This window comes from Catenuloplanes indicus (assembly GCF_030813715.1).
Classification (GTDB): domain Bacteria; phylum Actinomycetota; class Actinomycetes; order Mycobacteriales; family Micromonosporaceae; genus Catenuloplanes; species Catenuloplanes indicus.
Genome location: NZ_JAUSUZ010000001.1, coordinates 8,906,745 through 8,924,285, shown reverse-complemented (window position 1 = coordinate 8,924,285; position 17,541 = coordinate 8,906,745). Strand labels below are relative to the sequence as shown.

Annotated in this window: 14 protein-coding genes; 10 read left to right on the top strand and 4 right to left on the bottom strand. The window is 74.0% G+C overall.

Annotated features, from left to right (window positions below; translation table 11 throughout):
• Positions 1 to 22: 22 nt before the first annotated feature.
• Positions 23 to 541, bottom strand: coding sequence for a ribonuclease HI (gene rnhA, locus J2S42_RS40055; protein ID WP_307248046.1), 519 nt, complete (start codon positions 539 to 541; stop codon positions 23 to 25).
• Positions 542 to 551: 10 nt separating this feature from the next.
• The gene (locus J2S42_RS40050) at positions 552 to 1,280 is read right to left on the bottom strand and encodes a formylglycine-generating enzyme family protein (RefSeq protein WP_307248044.1); all 729 of its coding nucleotides are present in this window, start codon (positions 1,278 to 1,280) and stop codon (positions 552 to 554) included.
• Positions 1,281 to 1,371: 91 nt separating this feature from the next.
• Between J2S42_RS40050 and J2S42_RS40045 the strand changes: the two genes are divergently transcribed.
• Genes J2S42_RS40045 through J2S42_RS40025 form a run of 5 tightly spaced genes read left to right on the top strand, consistent with a single transcriptional unit; the run spans position 1,372 to position 8,488 of the window.
• A complete protein-coding gene (locus tag J2S42_RS40045; protein ID WP_307248042.1) occupies positions 1,372 to 1,869 on the top strand; it encodes a hypothetical protein in 498 nt (165 codons plus the stop codon).
• Complete coding sequence (locus J2S42_RS40040) at positions 1,869 to 3,197, top strand: hypothetical protein (RefSeq protein ID WP_307248040.1); 1,329 nt, start codon at positions 1,869 to 1,871, stop codon at positions 3,195 to 3,197. The genes J2S42_RS40045 and J2S42_RS40040 overlap by 1 nt, the downstream gene beginning before the upstream one ends.
• Complete coding sequence (locus tag J2S42_RS40035; RefSeq protein ID WP_307248038.1) at positions 3,194 to 4,576, top strand: vWA domain-containing protein; 1,383 nt, start codon at positions 3,194 to 3,196, stop codon at positions 4,574 to 4,576. Before J2S42_RS40040 ends, J2S42_RS40035 begins: the two co-directional genes overlap by 4 nt.
• 22 nt (positions 4,577 to 4,598) lie before the next feature.
• A complete protein-coding gene (locus J2S42_RS40030) occupies positions 4,599 to 5,714 on the top strand; it encodes an ATP-binding protein (protein WP_307248035.1) in 1,116 nt (371 codons plus the stop codon).
• Entirely contained in the window at positions 5,711 to 8,488 is a 2,778-nt protein-coding gene (locus tag J2S42_RS40025) for a DUF5682 family protein (RefSeq protein WP_307248033.1), read from the top strand. Before J2S42_RS40030 ends, J2S42_RS40025 begins: the two co-directional genes overlap by 4 nt.
• A 241-nt stretch (positions 8,489 to 8,729) precedes the next feature.
• Here J2S42_RS40025 and J2S42_RS40020 read toward each other — a convergent pair whose 3' ends face one another.
• Positions 8,730 to 9,167 carry an STAS domain-containing protein gene (locus tag J2S42_RS40020; protein WP_307248031.1) on the bottom strand — a complete coding sequence of 146 codons (438 nt, stop codon included), beginning with the start codon at positions 9,165 to 9,167 and terminating at the stop codon, positions 8,730 to 8,732.
• A 141-nt stretch (positions 9,168 to 9,308) separates the two neighbouring features.
• Here J2S42_RS40020 and J2S42_RS40015 point away from each other — a divergent pair, with 141 nt between their 5' ends.
• From J2S42_RS40015 to J2S42_RS40000, 4 genes are all read left to right on the top strand, one after another.
• The gene (locus J2S42_RS40015; protein ID WP_307248029.1) at positions 9,309 to 10,133 is read left to right on the top strand and encodes a M55 family metallopeptidase; all 825 of its coding nucleotides are present in this window, start codon (positions 9,309 to 9,311) and stop codon (positions 10,131 to 10,133) included.
• 61 nt (positions 10,134 to 10,194) lie between these two features.
• Positions 10,195 to 10,626 carry a hypothetical protein gene (locus J2S42_RS40010; RefSeq protein WP_307248027.1) on the top strand — a complete coding sequence of 144 codons (432 nt, stop codon included), beginning with the start codon at positions 10,195 to 10,197 and terminating at the stop codon, positions 10,624 to 10,626.
• Positions 10,627 to 10,774: 148 nt separating this feature from the next.
• Positions 10,775 to 12,196 (top strand): OFA family MFS transporter, encoded by a 1,422-nt coding sequence (locus tag J2S42_RS40005; RefSeq protein ID WP_370879354.1) that lies wholly within the window; start codon positions 10,775 to 10,777, stop codon positions 12,194 to 12,196.
• On the top strand, positions 12,189 to 12,320 hold the full coding sequence (locus tag J2S42_RS40000) for an MFS transporter small subunit (RefSeq protein ID WP_307248025.1): 132 nt from the start codon (positions 12,189 to 12,191) through the stop codon (positions 12,318 to 12,320). The genes J2S42_RS40005 and J2S42_RS40000 overlap by 8 nt, the downstream gene beginning before the upstream one ends.
• Here the strand turns inward: J2S42_RS40000 and J2S42_RS39995 are convergent.
• Positions 12,310 to 13,464 carry a carboxylesterase/lipase family protein gene (locus tag J2S42_RS39995; RefSeq protein WP_307248023.1) on the bottom strand — a complete coding sequence of 385 codons (1,155 nt, stop codon included), beginning with the start codon at positions 13,462 to 13,464 and terminating at the stop codon, positions 12,310 to 12,312. The two genes, J2S42_RS40000 and J2S42_RS39995, sit on opposite strands and share 11 nt — an antisense overlap.
• Positions 13,465 to 13,599: 135 nt before the next feature.
• On the opposite strand from J2S42_RS39995, the gene J2S42_RS39990 reads away from it, so the two are divergent.
• Entirely contained in the window at positions 13,600 to 17,523 is a 3,924-nt protein-coding gene (locus J2S42_RS39990) for a hypothetical protein (protein WP_307248021.1), read from the top strand.
• The last annotated feature ends 18 nt before the right edge of the window (positions 17,524 to 17,541 follow it).

The following is a 17,541-nucleotide window of genomic DNA, read 5'->3' as shown; positions in this document are numbered from 1 at the left end:
GGGACGACGGTCCGGCGAGTCCTCAGCCCGCCGGGAAGAGGGCGCCCGGATCCGTCGCGGCACGCGAGCCCAATGGGGCGGGTGGGTCGGCGCGGTGGTCGTTGGCGACCGCCTCCGCGAGGCCCTTGGCCGCGAGACGGTCCGCGCGTTCGTTCTCCACGTGCCCGGCGTGGCCCTTCACCCAGTGCCACTCGATCGTGTGCCGCTTGCAGGCCTCGTCCAGCCGCTGCCACAGATCCGCGTTCTTGACCGGCTTCTTGTCCTTCGTCTGCCACCCGTTGCGCTTCCAGCCCTTGATCCAGCTGGTGATCCCGTTCCGCACATACGTACTGTCCGTGTGGATGTGCACCTCGGACGGGCGGGTCAGCGTCTCCAGAGCCGCGATCGGGGCCATCAGCTCCATCCGGTTGTTGGTGGTCTCCCCCGCCTCGCCCCCGCACATCTCCCGCTCGTGCGCGCCGTAACGCAGCAGCGCGCCCCAGCCGCCGGGCCCGGGGTTCCGGCGGCACGCACCGTCGGTGAAGATCTCCACGATCGTCATGGCGAGCACCCTACGGCAGCGGTGCGACCGGCCGGACGGAGGCGAACTCGCCGAACTCGTAGCGGGTCGACGGCAGCAGCATCAGCCACTCGTCGACGCCCTGCCACGGGTGGAGATCGGCGGCACCGCCGCGGACCACCCGTTCCGCGTCCTCCGCGATCCGTGGCCGGGCGTCGGACGGCGCGTCCGCGTACCCGTCGATGTAGGTGTCCGCGCACAGGTCCGCGGTGCTGCCCATCGCGGCCAGCCCGAACGGGTTCTCCGACGCGGCGACGGCGGCCTCGTCGCCGAACGTGTCGAGCACGTCGCCCGAGCCCGGCGGCGTGTCGCCGCGGTGCCACAGGCCGGTGGTGCCGGCTCGCGCGGCGTACTCCCACTCGGCCTCGCTGGGCAGCCGGAACGGCAGCTGCTCCAGCAGTTCGTCCGGCCACTCCAGCCGCGCCACCCGGTGCTCGTCACCGTCGGCGTACTCGTCCTCGTACTCGGGCAGCCAGTGCCGCACCTGGGCGACGGTCAGCGGGTGCCGGGCCATCAGGAACCCGTCCACGCGTACGTCGCGGACCGGCCGCATCTGGGCCAGGTCCTCGGCCGTCAGGCCGCCGTCGGCGAACTCGACGCCGGCCAGCGTCGCCTCCTCGGCCTCGGACAGACCCATCCGGAACGTGCCGGCCGGCACCCGGCGGAACAGCACGCCGGACGCGACGTGCCGCCAGAAACCCGCGTCAGTCCTCTCCCACATGACCGCGAATCATGCCAGAAGGCCAGGTCACCGGTTTTTGTCGGACCGCTCCGATACAACTACGGGCACTTGTTCGTGAGGAGGACTGGTTGTGACAAGCGATGGCGTCGCCTACGAGCGGCGCAGCGCAGCGCCCGTCGTCGCGCCGGCACGGCCGCGGAAGCTGGCGAAGGTGCCGTTCGTGGAGCTGGCGGAGGGGCGGCTGCAGGGTGTGGTGTCCAGCGGGTCGGACGTCGAGCGCGTCTACGTGTCGTCGGTGACCGCGGGTGAGCACGGGCTGAGCTGCAACACCAACAACAACCGGCCCTGTGGTGGGCTGTCCGGCGGTTCCCGGCCCTGCAAGCACATTCAGGCGCTGGTCGCGGAGGCCGAGTTGCAGTACGGCACGGACCGCGTCGCCCGTTACCTGAAGGTGGAGGTGGCCGAGGGCGCGAGCGTGATGTCCGCGCTGCGGACCACGACCGCGCCGAACCGGGCGGCCGAGGTGTTCGCCAGTTTCCTGCGCCACCTGGCCTACCTGGAGCTGCCGGCCGGCACCGATCCGCTGCCGGAGCTGCAGTGGTTCCCGGCGACCGGGGCGGTGCGCTGATGCTGGCGGATGCGTTGCGTGCCACCCCGGCCGGGGTCGAGGAGTCGCTGGCGCTGGTCGACGGCCTGGACGACGCGCTCATCCACGGCCTGGCCCGGCTCGACGAGGAGCGCACGGCCGCGCTCGAGGATCTCGCGGGCGCGTTCGCCGGGTCACCGCTGGCCGGCCGGATCGCCGACTCCGTCGGAAAGATCATCGCGGGTACGGTGACGGACGAGCACCTGATCGCGCTGGCCGGTGCCCGCACCGCGCTGCTCGGCGCGGTCCACGACGCGCTGCTGACCTCGGTCGACACCGCGCTCGGCCGCACCCGCGCCGGGTGGGAGCCGGGCGCCGGTGCGCAGACCCCGCCGGGCTTGCTCGCGGGCGGCCGGTCCTGGCTGCGCGAGCTGGCCATCGCGGGCTGGCACGGCGTCGATCACGAGCTGGCCGCGGCCGGTGCGCAGGCGGTGGCCGCGCTGCTGGCCGACCCGGCCCAGCGGCGGCTGGCCGTGCTGCTCGACGGGTTCGCCGCCGAGCTGCGCGCGGCCGCGCCGGTCGCCACGCTCGACCGGGTGCCGGTGCGCCGCTGGGCCGACCTGTGGACCCGCGGGCTGCTGCTCAGCCAGGACGGTTTCCCGGCGTTCGGGGCCACCCCGGTCCGCGGCCGGCTGCTCTACCTGGGCGTGGATCTGCACGAGCACCCGACCGTGTTCCAGGCGCAGGTGCACGCGCTGCTGGAGACCGGCGACGAGGTGCGGGTGGTCCGGACGAGTGTCGCGGCCGCGAAGGTCGACACGATCACCGGCCCGTCCGCGTGGCGCATGCTGGCCGGGTTCCCGGTCTTCCGGGCCATGGTCACCGGCGGCACCACGGCCGAGATCGACGGCATGGCGCTGACCCCGGCCGGCGACCTGATCTGGGACGAGGCGAAGGCCACGCCCGGCGACGCCGCAGACCCGATCACCACCGCACGGGTTCGGATGGGAGCGGCCACGCTGCCCGCGGTCCCGCCGCTGGACCGGCACCCGGCGATGCTCGCCACGCCCGTGCTGCTGGAGGGGTTCGACGCGGTCGCGGTCGACTACGGCCGGCTGCCCGCGGCCGGGCCGCTGACCCCGGCGCTGGTCGACGGCGCCACCGCGTGCCTGGGCCTGCTGCGCTGGGACGGCCGCTGGTCGGTGCAACCGCTGGCGGTCCAGACCACGGTGAAGAAGAAGCAGGTCACCGTGCATTCGGGCGAGTGGGCGTCCGGCCCGGCCGAGGCGAAGGCGGCGAAGGCGGAGGCCGTGGCCGGCACCGCGGTCGACGTGCTGCGCGAGCGCGCGGGAAGGCTGCTGCGCAAATGAACGAGCCCGCGAACGCGCCCTCGCCGGACGAGAACCGGCGGCAGGTGCTCTACTGGCGGCTGCTGGCGCGGCTGTTCGACCCGGAGGAGCAGGCCTCGCTGGAGTCCACGAGCGTGGCGATCGTCGACGACCTCGGCCTGCCCGCGCTGCTGCTCGACCCGTCCGTGTCGGTCGACAGCGTGGTCCAGCGGTACCCGGACCTGGAGGCCGAGATCGACGGGCTGATGGCACCGGCCGACGACGGCCGGTCGCAGGAGGTCCGCCGCGCCGCGCTGGTGTCGAAGCTGATGCTGAACGTGTTCGTCACCGGCGGCGGCAACGTCACCGCGGAGCAGCTGGCCCGCTGGCAGTCGGACGCGGGCTGGTTCGAGCGCGCGCTGGGTTGCGAGCCGGGTGCGCTGCGCGGCCGGGCCGCGGCCACCGGCGCCGGCGGCACGGAGACGGGCAGCGGCCCCGCGGCCGGGAACGCGCCCGGGAGCGGCTTCCACGTCAGCCTCGGCCCGGCACTGGCCGCGATCGAGGCCGACCTGATCAAGCGCATGCGGCTGCGCGAGGTGCTGGCCGACCCGCGGCTGGCGAAGAAGCTGACGCCGAGCATGTCGCTGATCGAGCAGCTGCTGCGCGACAAGGACAACCTGGACGGGGTGGCGCTGGCGAACGCGAAGGCACTGATCAAGCGCTTCGTCGACGAGGTCGCGCAGGTGCTCCGCACGCAGGTGGCACAGGCCTCCACCGGCACGATCGACCGGTCGATCCCGCCGAAGCGGGTGTTCCGCAACCTGGACGTCGACCGGACGATCTGGAAGAACCTGCCGAACTGGAGCCCGGAGGACGAGCGTCTCTACGTCGACCGGCTGTACTACAAGCAGACCGCCAAGCGCGTCGAGCCGGCCCGGTTGATCGTGGTGGTGGACCAGTCCGGCTCGATGGTGGACGCGATGGTCAACTGCACCATCCTCGCCTCGATCTTCGCCGGTCTGCCCAAGGTGGACGTGCACCTCATCGCGTACGACACGCGCGCACTGGACCTGACCACCTGGGTGCACGACCCGTTCGAGGTGCTGCTGCGCACCCAGCTCGGCGGCGGCACGGACGGCACGGCCGCGCTGCAGCTGGCCCGCCCGAAGATCGCCGACCCGCGCAACACCGTGGTGGTCTGGATCTCCGACTTCTACGAGTGGCGCGAGCAGGAGTGCTGGGACGGGTTCTCCGCGATCCACCGGTCCGGCGCCCGGTTCATCCCGGTCGGGTCGGTCAGCAGCGGCGGCCAGCAGTCCGTCAACCCGTGGTTCCGGCAGCGGTTCAAGGATCAGGGCACCCCGGTGCTCTCCGGCCGGATCAAGAAGCTCGTCCACGAGCTCAAGAACTTCCTCGTCTGACCGTTTTAAGGAGCACATACACATGAGCAACGAGCTGCTGCGCGCCCCGGCCGAGGCGAAGTACGCCGAGGAGCTGGACTGGCTGGAGTCGATCGACGACAACCCCAAGCCGTTCTCCTGGCGGCTGAGCCCGAAGATGGTGCGCCTGTTCATCCTCGGCTCGGAGCGCGCCGACGGGCTGGAGCGGGAGATCCCGCAGAAGTGGTTCGGCGACCGCAGCTTCGTGGAGCGCGCGATCGTCACGCTCGCGTCCGACCGCGGCCTGCTGCTGATCGGCGACCCGGGCACCGGCAAGAGCTGGCTGGCCGAGCTGCTGTCCGCCGCGATCAGCCGGAACTCGACGCTGGTCGTGCAGGGCACCGCGGGGACCACCGAGGACCACATCAAGTACTCGTGGAACGTCTCGATGGTGATCGCGAAGGGCCAGTCCCGGCAGTCGATGATCCCGTCGCCGATCATGACGGCGATGGAGAACGGCGTGATCGGCCGGTTCGAGGAGCTGACCCGCTCGACCAGCGACGTGCAGGACGCGCTGATCTCGATCCTGTCCGAGAAGTACGTGTCCATCCCGGAGCTGGACGAGGACAACATCGTCTTCGCCAAGCCCGGCTTCTCGATCATCGCGACCGCGAACAGCCGGGACCGCGGCGTCAACGACCTGTCGTCCGCGCTGAAGCGGCGGTTCAACTTCGTCCGCATCCCGGTGGTGACGAACAAGAAGAGCGAGGCGGAGATCGTCCGGTTCCGCACCGAGGAGCTGCTGCGCCGGCACAACATCGAGCTGGAGGTGCCGCCGACGCTGCTCGACGTGCTCCTCCAGTCGTTCGCCGACCTGCGCGCCGCGTCCGCGTCCGCGACCAGCGACGACGAGCGGCTGGAGTCCGCGCTGTCCACGGCCGAGCAGATCGGCGTGCTGGAGGACGCGATCCTGCACAGCACCTTCTTCGGCGCCGCGTCGCTGACCTCGCAGACGCTGGCGTCCTCGCTGGTCGGGTCGCTCGCCCGGCGCAGCCCGGAGGACCTGGCGATCCTGAACAAGTACTGGCACGGTGTGATCGAGCCGCGCAGCAAGGACGCGGGCGGCGAGTGGAACGGCTTCCTGGAGGGCGGTCGTCAGGCGATCGCCACCCTGTCGTGAGCGGGCCGTTCGATGCCCTCCGGACGCAGCTGCTCGGCGCCGCCGAGGCGCTCGCCGGCGGCCCGGCCACGCTGCCGGACATCCTCAGCGGGATCGTCGACGACGTGGATCACGCTCTCCGTGAACCGCTCGAGATCTTCCCGGTCTGCCACCACTCCCCGGCCTCCGCGCTGGCGATGGTGCGCCGCCTCCGGGAGAAACAGCCGAAGGTGATCTACCTGGAGCTCTGCGAGGACATGACGCCGCTGCTCACCGAGCTGCGCAACTGCCGGCTGCCGGTGGCGCTCCAGTCGTTCGCGTCCGAGCTGGACGGTTTCCCGAAGGAGTCCGCGCCGCTCTCGGTGATCGCACCGATCACCGAGGCATCGGCGGAGTATCAGGCGATCTCGTACGCGCTGGAGACGCCCGGCGTGGAGCTGGTCCTGGTCGACCGGTCCACCGACCACGTCTTCCAGTGGCAGCCGGACGCGTCCGAGGCGCACGAGCAGCCGGAGGACGCGGAGGACGACCTGCACGGCGACGCGGTCGGCGTGGAGATCGGCGACCTGCGGCCCCGGTTCGCGGAGCTGGAGGAGCACCTGCTGCACCACGGCCGGGTCCGGCACTGGTCCGAGTGGTGGGACCAGTACGTGGAGCAGCCGCTCGCGGGTGCGGACTACGACACGTACCGGCAGGTCATGGTTTTGATCGGCTCGCTGTTCCGGCGGCTGGCGCCGCACGGCACCCGACGGTACGCGTCCGACGAGGACCGCGAGCGCTACATGTGGACGCGGATCCGGCAGCACCTGGCCGCGAACGACCTGGACCGGGCCGACGCGCTCTACGTCTGCGGCGCGTTCCACGCGGCGAGCCGGCTGGCGGAGGTCGGGTCGGAGCCGGGCACGCCGGACTTCGACATCACGCCGCGGACCGCGACGACGTGGCTGTACGGCCTGATCCCGTCCAGTCACTCCGCGATCGAGGCGCAGTTCGGGCTCGCGCCCGGCTCGGTCTCGATCGCGGCCGCCACCTGGCAGAAGAACCTGGCGAAGACGCGCCTGAAGCCGTTCCGGCTCGCCGGGCAGAAGGGCCGGAAACCCGCGGAGCTGCCCGCGCCGGTCGCCGCGCCGGGGCCGGTCGAGGACCAGCTCACCGGCTACCTGTCCGGGCCGCCCGCGCTGGACGGGCTGGACGAGGAGGAGCTGCGCGGGTGGTGCGTGGACATCGTCCGGCTGGCCCGGCGCAACGGCTACCTGGCCAGCACCGCGGACGCGATCGCGGTCTTCGAGACGTCGATCCTGCTGGCCGGCATGCGGGGACGCGCGCGGCCCACGCCGTACGACTTCCAGGACGCGGCCGTCACCTGCATCGAGAAGGACACCGTGCCGGGCCGCCGGGACGTGCGCCGGCTCTGCGAGATCCTGCTCGGCGGCGACCGGGTCGGCCAGGTCGGCTACGACGCGCTGCCGCCGCTGGCCCGCGACGTCTACGACCGGCTGGCACCGCTCGGCCTCAGCCTCGAGCAGCGCAGCATCCAGCGTGCGCTGCTCGACCTGGCCGCCCGGCCGGAGCTGGCCGCCTGCTCGCGGCTGCTCTGGATGCTGCGCTACCTGCTGCCCGACCACGCGGTCCGCCCGATCATGGGCTCCCGCAAGCTCGGCGAGAAGCACATCCAGGAGAGCTGGGACCTCGACCTCGGCCGTCACCAGCGGACGATCATCGAGCTGGGGTACGAGGGCGTCACCGTCGAGCAGGTCCTGGAGCAGCGCCTGCGCCGCGCCGCCTGGGACCCGAAGGCGACGGCCGCGACCGCGCTCACGGCCGTCGAGGACTCGCTGCTGTTCCTGGACAGCCCGCGCCTGACCGACGAACTCGGCCGGCGCGCGGTCGAGCTGCTGGCCGCGGAGCGGACCGTCGACGAGGCCCCGGCCGTGCTGCGCCGCATCCGGCGGCTGCTCGCGCACTACCGGGCCACCACGCCGACGCTGCCGGCCTGGTCGGAGTCGTTCGTCCGGACCGGGTACGCGCACTACTGCACGCTGCTGCCGACCGCGTTCGTCGCGGACGACACCGGTGTCCGGCAGGTCGGTGCCATGCTGGGCTTCCTGTTCAGCATGGAGAGCCTGGCGCTGTCGCTCGGCTGCGACCGGGCCCAGCTGGAGCTGGCGGTCCGGCAGTCGCACCCGGAGCACCCGGCGAAGGTGGCGCTGCTCTGGGCCGCGCTGCACCAGCTCGGCGTGCTGACCATGACGGACCTGCGGTCCCGGGTGGACGGGCTGCTCGGCAACCCGCTGGTGGTGCCCGCGTTCCCGCAGTACGTGGCCGGTTTCATCCAGTCCCTGGAGTCGGTGCCGCGGCTGGCGCCGTTCGTGGTGGAGACGCTGTCCAAGGCGTTCGCCCGGCTGCCGGACCCGGTGCTGCTGCCCTGGCTCCCGACGCTGATCATGACGCTGAAGGACCAGGCCGCGGAGCTGGTGCCGCTGCTGACCCGGGAGGCCGGCCGCACGTTCCCCGGCACGCTGCCCGCGGTCGACGCCTGGGTCGCACCATGGAACGCACCTCCGCGCCGGCCGCGCACGGCCGCACCGGCGGCCGGGCCGGCCCGCGGGCCGGCCGCGACGCTGCTGGCCACCCGGCCGGACGCCGCGGACGCGGTCGCGGCGCTGCTCGGCTGCGCCGGTGAGTGGGCACCGGTCCCCGGCAACACGACGGCCGGCGGCCCGGCCGACGCGGCGGTCACCGCACTGCTCGCGGCGCATCCGGAGACCACGGAGGCGGTGACGGCACTGCTCTGACCGCACCAGAGCCTACGACCGCGCGAGACCCTACGACCACGCGAGAGCCTCTGACCGCACGAGAGCCTCTGACCGCACGAGAGCCGGGGCGCGGACCCGCCGCGCCCCGGCCCGCGGTGGCGCGCTGAAACCCCCGGCTGCGAGACCGCGCCGGCTCAGCCCGCCGAGTACATCGAGGACGTTCTCCGGGCTCGCCTCGCTCGGGCGCGAGCCCGGGTGCGGCCCCGCGTCCTACGCCAGGTCAGCTGTTCGCCGGGCGGAGGAGGCCGCCGCGGGCGAACGTGCCGGGTGCGCGGGTGCCGGTCTTGCGCGGCAGGTCGAAGCAGTCGTGCAAACCGAGCGCGTCCAGGACGCGCAGGACCGCCGGGGACGGGTTGCGGACGGTCATCGGGATGCCGGCCGCGTCCGCCGTCTTGCGGCAGGTCAGCAGGCAGCGGGCACCGGCGGCGTCGACGAACGCCACCTCGGCCAGGTTCAGCTCCAGCCGGGCGAGGCCGGCCGTGGTCAGCGCGGCCGCGAACGCCGAGGTCAGCCGGTGAACGGTGTCCCGGTCGAGGTCGCCGCGCACGTGCAACCACACCTGACCGCCCGGCTCGGCCACGATCGTGTCGATCTGCACTATGTCGTCGGGGTGCTCATAGGCGTCATCGAGGTGCCCGAAGGCTCGCTGGTGGGTCATCGGACCCCTCCGCAGAAGACGAGAAGCGCGTCCGCTCGGGTCAGAACACCGCGGTCCTCATCCCCTCACTCTATACCGCCGGGCGGCCGTCGGCGCCCGCGCCGTGACTTCCGGGCGGCGGCGGGGCGTTAGGGTGACGGGATGCGCGTTGTGATATCCGCCGATATGGAGGGCATCTCCGGCGTGGTCCACCGGACGGAGATCCTGCCCGGGGAGTACGACTACGAGCGCGGCCGCGCGCTGATGACCGCCGAGGTGAACGCGGTGATCGACGGCGTCCTGACGGCCGATCCAGGGGCGGACGTGCTGGTCGCGGACGCGCACGGGCCGTTCCGGAGCATCCTGCCGGAGGACCTGGACCCACGGGTCCGGCTGGTGCGTGGCCGGCCGCGGCCGCTCGGCATGATGGCCGGGCTGGACGACCGTACCGGCGCGGTGATGTTCGTCGGTTATCACGCGCGGGCCGGTGCCGGGCCGGCCGTGCTGGCGCACGCGATGAGCGGCGCGGTGCTGGACGTGCGGCTGAACGGCCGCACGGTCGGCGAGATCGGCCTCAACGCGGCGCTGGCCGGTCACCACGGCGTGCCGGTCGCGCTGGTCGCCGGTGACGACGTGGCCTGCGCCGAGTTGGCGGCGCTGTCGCCGCGGTCGGTGGCCGTGCCGGTGAAGCAGGCGGCCGGGCAGTTCGCGGCCGTGACGCTGCACCCCACGGTGGTCCGGGAACGGCTGCGTGCCGCGGCCGCGGAGGCGGTTCGCGCGGTGCCGGGGATCCCGCCGTTCCGGATCGACGGGCCGGTCGTGCTGGAGATGGACCTGCACGGGCCCGCCGCCGTCGACCTGGCGACGCTGGTCCCCGGCGTCGAACGGGCGCCGGGCGCGCGCACGGTCCGGTTCGCCGCCCGCGATCTTCCGGAGGCGTACCGGGTCATGTCGTTGCTGGTCGCGCTGGGACAGGTGCCGGTCTGATCGTTTCGGGGGCGGCGCCACCGGGCAGTCGTGGGCGGACGACGAACCCGTGGAGGTGCCGGTGGACGACGACGCGCGGATCCAGCCGCTCAAAGATGAGGCCGCGCGGCTGTTCGCCGTGCACCGGCAGCTGGTGACCGAGGCCGCGGCGGAGGCGGACGCCCGGGTGGCGACCGTGACGTCCGGTTACCGGCGGCTGGCCGAGGCCGCGGCCGCGGTGCAGCAGGCCGGTGCGGCCTGGGACGCGGCGCGGGCGCTGCCGGCGCAGGTGCCCGGGCTGGCGGCCGCCGCGGACCAGGCCGAGGAGGCGTACTTCGCGGCCGACGCGGCGCACCGGGACGTGGTGCGGGAGGTGACCCCGGCGCAGGAGCGGGCGCTGGTCGCGCTGGTCGCGGACATCACCGCGGTCGCGGCGGCGAACGCGGCGTTCCGTGCGGCGCAGGACGCGTACTTCGACGCGATGGCCCGCCGGTCGCCGGAGCCGCACAGTTGATCTCCGTACCGGCCGGCCGTCATCTGTTTTGATCTTTGACCGTTCGGCTCAGGCCGATGACCGCTCAGCGATCACTCAACATCGAACACCGTGACAGAGGGCTACTTTCCCGTGGAGATACCGCCCGATGTGGGGAGGTTTTACCAACATGGCGCTGCTGTCCGCACTCGATCGCCAGCACACCATCGCGCCACCCGGTTATTCCCGGTGGCTCATTCCGCCGGCGGCGCTCGCGGTGCATCTGTGCATCGGGCAGGCGTACGCCACAAGTGTGTACAAAACATCCCTGATCAGCCATTTCGGCGCGTCGCAGACCGCGATCGGCGTCATCTTCAGCATCGCGATCGTGATGCTCGGCCTGTCCGCCGCGGTCGGCGGCACCTGGGTGGAGCGCAACGGGCCGCGTAAGGCCATGTTCGTCTCCGCCTGCTTCTGGGCCACCGGCTTCCTGGTCGGCGCGCTCGGCATCGCCACGAAGCAGCTGTGGCTGGTCTACCTCGGCTACGGCGTGATCGGCGGTATCGGCCTCGGGATCGGCTACATCTCGCCGGTGTCGACGCTGATCAAGTGGTTCCCGGACCGCCCGGGACTGGCCACCGGCATGGCGATCATGGGCTTCGGCGGTGGCGCGCTGGTCGCCAGCCCGCTGTCACGCCAGCTGCTGTCGTTCTACGACCCGGACTACGACCCGGGCAACGCCGCGTCCGTGGCCTCCGGCGGCGCGCTGGTCTCGCTGTTCCTGACGCTCGGCGTCGCCTACTTCCTGATCATGATGTTCGGCGTGTTCAACGTGCGGGTGCCACGCGAGGGGTGGAAGCCGGAGGGCTGGGACCCGTCGACCGTGGCCGCGAAGCCGATGGTCACCACCGCCAGCGTCTCCGCCGCCAACGCGATCAAGACGCCGACGTTCTGGCTGCTCTGGGTGGTGCTGTTCTGCAACGTCACGGCCGGCATCGGCATCCTGGAGCAGGCCTCACCGATGATCCAGGACTTCTTCCGGGAGAACGGCACCTCCACCGTGGCGGTCGCCGCGGCCGGTGGCTTCGTCGGCCTGCTGTCGCTGTTCAACATGGGTGGCCGGTTCATCTGGTCGTCGACGTCGGACCTCATCGGCCGCAAGCCGATCTACATGCTGTACCTCGGCCTCGGCATGGTCCTCTACGCCACGCTGGCCGCGTTCGGCAACCTGCACACCGCGCTGTTCGTGCTGCTCGCGGGCGTGATCCTGTCGTTCTACGGCGGCGGGTTCGCGACCGTCCCGGCGTACCTGCGGGACATCTTCGGCACGTTCCAGGTCGGCGCGATCCACGGCCGGCTGCTGACCGCGTGGTCGGCCGCGGGCGTGGCCGGGCCGCTGATCATCAACGGCTTCCTGGACGCGCAGGGAAAGCCGGGCACGCTCACCGCGGACGCCTACCGGCCGGCGCTGTTCACCATGGTCGGCGTGCTGGCGATCGGCTTCATCGCGAACCTGCTGGTCCGGCCGGTGCCGGAGAAGTACCACGAGCCGAGCAGGCCGGCCGACCCGGTCCTGGCCGGCACCGACGCACACGGAGGCAAGGATGTCTGAGAGTACGGCGAAGCCGGCCGGTCAGGGCGCCCGGCTGATCATCTCCTGGCTGCTGGTCGGCGCGCTGCTCGGCTACGGCGTGATCCAGACCGGGATCACCGCGGCAAAGCTGTTCACCAGCTGACGAACGGATTGCGCACCTCGGCCGGCTCGACGTCCCACCTGCGGACCGGGCCGGCCGATTCCATACGGTAGCGCGGCCAGCCGGGGTCGCCGGTGGCGGCGAAACCGGTCCAGGACGCGCGTATCGCGGCGGACAGCGGCGCGAACTCCGGCGACGGCGGCACGCCGACGTGCCGGGCCGCGAACCGGTTGTCGCCGTTGCCGAAGACGAACGGCACCTCGGACCCGTGGCCGCCGCCGCGCCAGGCGAAGTCGTACAGCCAGCCGCCGTTGCGCTCGACGGTCCGGACCGTCGGCCGCCGGAACACGAAGTCGGACATCAACTCCTCCTCCGGATTATCCGGATATTTCGCTTTATAGCGTGCGAGGTCGGGGTGGTCGACGTCCGGCACCGGGCCCATCGTGCGCCACTCGCGGTGACTGACACCGGCCAGCAGGTCCACGCCGATCGCCAGCTCCCACGGCGGCGCCGGCACCAGGTCACCATCGATCAGCGGCATCGGCTCCTCGGCCGGCCCGGTCGCGTACCCGTTCGGGATGCTCTGCGCGATCACGCGCCGGACCAGGCCCTTCGCGCCCGGGTAGGCGGCCAGGAAGACCGCGGACGCGGCACCGGCCGACTGCCCGAACACGGTCACCGCGCCCGGATCGCCACCGAACGCCGCAATGTTGCGGTGCACCCACTCCAGCGCGGCCAGCTGATCACGCAGCCCACGGTTGGCACCCCGGAAACCCTCTTCTCCCAGCCGGTACGCGACCGTCACCAGCACCACGCCGTGCGCGGCCAGCGTCGCGCCGTCGTACTGCGGCATCCCCGGCCAGCCGATCCGCCAGCCGCCGCCGTGGATCCAGACCATCACCGGCAGCCGCGCACCCGGGCCCGGGTCCGGCGACCACACGTTCAGCGTCAGCCAGTCGTCGCCGCGGGCCGGATCGAAGCACGACGGTACGCCCGGCGCGGGCGACGGCTGCGGCACGGCCGGGCCGAACTCCAGCGCGTCCCGCACACCGTTCCACGGCTCGGCCGGCACCGGATCACGGAACCGCAGTTCACCCGCTGGCGGCGCGGCGAACGGAATACCCTTGAACACGCCGTCCCGCCCGCGCACCCGGCCCCGGTCGGTCCGTACCACGAGATCGTCCACGATGCGGACCGTACCGCTGTGAGGTTTGCCGGAACGCTCAGGACACACCGCCTCCCTGCCGACCGTGGCATCGAACCCCCCGACCGGGCGTGTACGCGCCCGGTGATCCCCGTATCCCCCGCGGAAGGCGTACCGATGTCCACGGAATCCTTCACCCCCGCGCGGCAGCAACCCGAGCCGCCTCAGGGGCAGCCGGGTGCGGCGTCATCAGCGGAGGCAGACCTGGTCAGCGCGGCCGGTCTGGTCCCGCCGCCGCCCGGCCCATCCATCCCGCACCCCGCGACCGGGCCGCTCGCGGCCGAGGACACCACCGTCACGCGCCCGGCCACGCCGGACGCGTCCGGCGCGTACCCGCTGCCGCGCCGGGAACGGGGCGCCCAGCTGCCGACCGGCAGCTGGCAGGCGTTCGCCCCCAAGCCGAGCCCGGCCGCGGTCGACGCGGCCAACGCGCCGATCTGGGGCACGGGCGTGCCGGGCGCGGGATCGGCCGGTCAGCCGGCGACCCCTGCGGTGCAGGCTCCGGCCGTGCAGCCCGGGCCGGCCGCGCAGCAGCCGGCGGTTCCGGCGATGCCGCTGACCACGCGGTCGGCGGTGGACGCGGCGAACGCGCTGATCTCGGGAGCCGAGGTTCCCGCCACGGGTACGGAGGGGGACGATCTCCCGGTCCGGGAGATGCCGACGGCCGGGTTCCGGCCGCCGGACCTGGTCACGCCGCAGCCCAGCCGTGCCGCCACGCCGGCGGCGGGCGCGGGACACGACGGCGCGCGCTCCGCCGGCGGCGATTCCGCCACGGGAAGCGACGACACCACCGGCGGTCCTGGCGTCCGGCAGCAGGACGGGAATCGGTTCGCCACCGGCGGTGCGCCATCGGCGGCCGGCGACGTCACCGGCCGTGGCCGGTCGCACGACCCGGCCCGGTCCGCCGGCGGCGACGCCGCCTCCGTGGCCGACGGACTCGCCCGTGGGAACCGGCCGCAGGACTCGGTCCATGCGGTGACCGACCACAGCGGCTCGGCCGTCGGCGACCGCGTAACGCGCGGTGCCGGCCCCCGGGACGCGGCACCGTCACACGCCGATCGCGGCGCGGCGGCCACCGCCGGCAGCGGAACGCGCACCGAAGACTCCCGGGACGCGGCACCGTCACGCGCCGATCGCGGTGCGTCGACCGCTGCCGGCCGCGGAACGCGCGCTGACCGCAGCGCGGCGGCCGCTGCCGACCGCGGCGGGTACGCCCAGGGCGCGGCGAAGCCGAGTCCTGGCCGTGACGGTGTGACGGCCGCCGAGGGTGGCGCGAACGCGACCGATGGCGGCACGGGATACCGGCCGCCGCGGCCGGGCCGGGCGTCCTCGGACGCGGCCGCCGGCCCGGAGGAGACGAAGCCCTCGACGCACCGCGCCGCCTCGGCGCGCGACGCGGCCCCACACGCCGCCGCGTCGTCCGGCACGGGCGGCGCCGGCGGCACGGAGTCCGCACCGGCGCGACGGCCGTCCGACGGCACGCCCGCGTTCCGGCCGGCCGGGCCGGGACTGCGCCGTCCGGATTCGGGCGGTGCGGCATCGCGGCACGGCGCCGGTGGGCGCGGCGCGGCGACCGGCGACGCGACATCGGCCGGGCCCGCCGGGACGACCGGGGTCGGACCGGGCACGCTGGCCGGGCGTTCGGGGACGTCGTCCCCGGCCTTCCGGCCGGCGGGCGGGGCGTTCGCCCGTCCCGACGCGCCGGGCCGGCCCGCCGGTGCGCCGGCCACGCCGCACCGCGACGCGGGCACGCCGGCCGATCCGGGCCTGACCGTGCCGGCCGGCGGTTCCGCCGTGCCCCGGCCGGGTGCCGCGGGCACGGCAGGCGTCCCGGGCACGCCAGGCGTCCCGGGCACGGCAGGCGTCCCGGGCACGCCAGGCGTCCCGGGCACGCCGGGTGACCCCGGCGCGCAGGAGGCGCGCTCGCCGGAGTCCGTGTTCTCCACGCCCATCGACGGGTCCGCCGGCATCCCGACCACGGCCGGCGGCATTCCCACCGCCGGCCCGGCCACCGGTATGCCGGACAGCGGCGCGGGAGACCGCACCGGCACGTCGGCCGCCGGTCTGCCGGCCTCGGCCGCGGGGAACGGCGCCGGTGACACCGCGACCACCGGCACCCCGGCCGGCGCCGCGGGTGACGCCGCGTCCACGGCAGGCGCGGCGACCGGCACCGGCACGCACCGCACCACCGGCGCCGCGACCGGCACCGGCACGCACCGCACCACCGGCGCGGCAACCGGCACCGGCACGCACCGCACCACCGGCGCGGCACCCCGCACGGGCACGCCGGCCGGCACGGGCACCGCCGCAGACACCGGCACGCCGGCGAGCGCAAGCTCGGTAACCGGCACCGGCCCGGCTACCGCAGGCCGCACCGTTTCGAGGGCCGGCTCGGCTACCGCCGGCGGCACCGGATCGGACGCCGCACGTGGCGCCGGAACGGCAGCCGGATCAGGCACCGCCGGCGGCGCCGGGACGGCAGCGGGATCGAACTCCGCGAGCGGCACCGCAACGGCGGCCGGATCCAGCGCCGCGAGTGGCGCCGAAACGGCCGCACCCGCACGGACGCCGAAGCCGATGCCCACGCTCCGTCAGATGCCCGCGCCCGAACCGGTCGAGGAGACCGGCAAGGACGAGAGTCCGGCCGGCGAGGGCGAGTCGAGCGATGAGTCGGAGCTGGAGGAGCGCCGCCGGATGGACCGGCTCGCGCTGCGCCGCGCCGAGATCCTGCTGGCGTCCGGTGACCCGCACTCCGCGCTGGCGGAGGCGAGCCCGGCGATGGCCCGGCTCGCGTCGGACGCGGACGTGTGGCTGCTGATGGCCCGGATCCGGATCGCGCTGGACGACATCCCGGGTGCGCTGCGGGCGACCGAGACCGCGTCCGCGCTGAAGCCGGGTGCGGCGACGATCTCGGCCGTGGTCAGCGACGCGCTGGCCGCGTCCGGCCGGCACGCGGAGGCGATCGCGTCCGCGCGCGCCGCGCTGGAGGCGGAGCCGGGCAACCCGCACTGGCAGCACCTGGTCGCGACGCGGCTGGTCGAGGCCGGTAAGGACCGGGCCGAGGCGGACAAGCTGGCGCGGGCCGCGGTCGCGGCGATGCCGGACGAGCCCGCGTTCCAGGCCACGGCCGTGCTGACCCAGGGTTCGCGGCACCGCCGTGGGCGGGGCGGCGCGGAGCCGGAGGTGTCGACCGAGACCGCGCTGGTCCCGTTCCGCCCGGCCGGTGCGGCCAAGCCGGACGCCGGTGAGGACGACCGGGCTCCGGCACGCCGCTGGGCCTGGGGCCGGGGCACCGGCCGGGCGCTCGCGCTGCCGGCCGGGCCGTCCGCCGGGAAGCCGGAGACCTCGGCGGACGGAGAGCCGATCGTCGACTTCGTCGAGTCGCTGAAGTCGGACGTGCCGGTGGTGCCGGGCAACGACGGCGTCACCGTGCTGGAGGGCGAGACGGTGCCGGAGGGCAAGGCGGCGTACCGTCCGCCGCGCCCGATGCCGAAGCTGGTCACCCAGGACCCGGGTGACAAGCCGTGGCAGCGCGGCGGCCCGTCGATGACCGGCACGATGCGGCCGGGCGGGCCGGACTGGTCCGCGCTGGCCGGCACCCGCGCCTGGCAGCAGGGCACCGGCACGGTCCCGGTCGTCTCGTACGGCGCGTCGGACGCCCGGTGGCCGATGGCCCGGGCCGGTGTGACCACCGCGCTCGGCGCCGGTGTCACGTACGCGTGCCTGGTCTGGAACCTGACCGACACGGCTCGCCTGGCCGCCGTGATCACGCTGGTCACGATCGCGCTGATGGTGGTCCAGTTCGTCTGGTCGTCCGGTGCGTCCGGGCGGCGGGCGCTGGGCCGCGCGCTGAACACGGTTCGGCGCGTGCTGGCCGCCGTGCTCGGCGTCGGTGCCGTGGTCACGCTGGGGCTGGCCGCGGCCGGCTCGGACGGGCGGATGCCGTGGCTGCTGGCCGGTGCGGCCGCGGCCGGGCTGCTGGCGGCGGCGTTCGCGGCGACCGAGCCGCGCTCCCGCCGCCGCACCCACGGCCAGCGCTGACCGGCGCCTGGTTTCCCC

Excerpts from the sequence above, each read along its gene's own strand:
- rnhA (WP_307248046.1), bottom strand. The coding sequence starts at position 541 with ATGACGATCGTGGAGATCTTCACCGACGGTGCGTGCCGCCGGAACCCC.
- J2S42_RS40050 (WP_307248044.1), bottom strand. The coding sequence starts at position 1,280 with ATGTGGGAGAGGACTGACGCGGGTTTCTGGCGGCACGTCGCGTCCGGC.
- J2S42_RS40040 (WP_307248040.1), top strand. The coding sequence starts at position 1,869 with ATGCTGGCGGATGCGTTGCGTGCCACCCCGGCCGGGGTCGAGGAGTCG.
- J2S42_RS40035 (WP_307248038.1), top strand. The coding sequence starts at position 3,194 with ATGAACGAGCCCGCGAACGCGCCCTCGCCGGACGAGAACCGGCGGCAG.
- J2S42_RS40030 (WP_307248035.1), top strand. The coding sequence starts at position 4,599 with ATGAGCAACGAGCTGCTGCGCGCCCCGGCCGAGGCGAAGTACGCCGAG.
- J2S42_RS40020 (WP_307248031.1), bottom strand. The coding sequence starts at position 9,167 with ATGACCCACCAGCGAGCCTTCGGGCACCTCGATGACGCCTATGAGCAC.
- J2S42_RS40015 (WP_307248029.1), top strand. The coding sequence starts at position 9,309 with ATGCGCGTTGTGATATCCGCCGATATGGAGGGCATCTCCGGCGTGGTC.
- J2S42_RS40005 (WP_370879354.1), top strand. The coding sequence starts at position 10,775 with ATGGCGCTGCTGTCCGCACTCGATCGCCAGCACACCATCGCGCCACCC.
- J2S42_RS40000 (WP_307248025.1), top strand. The coding sequence starts at position 12,189 with ATGTCTGAGAGTACGGCGAAGCCGGCCGGTCAGGGCGCCCGGCTGATC.
- J2S42_RS39990 (WP_307248021.1), top strand. The coding sequence starts at position 13,600 with ATGTCCACGGAATCCTTCACCCCCGCGCGGCAGCAACCCGAGCCGCCT.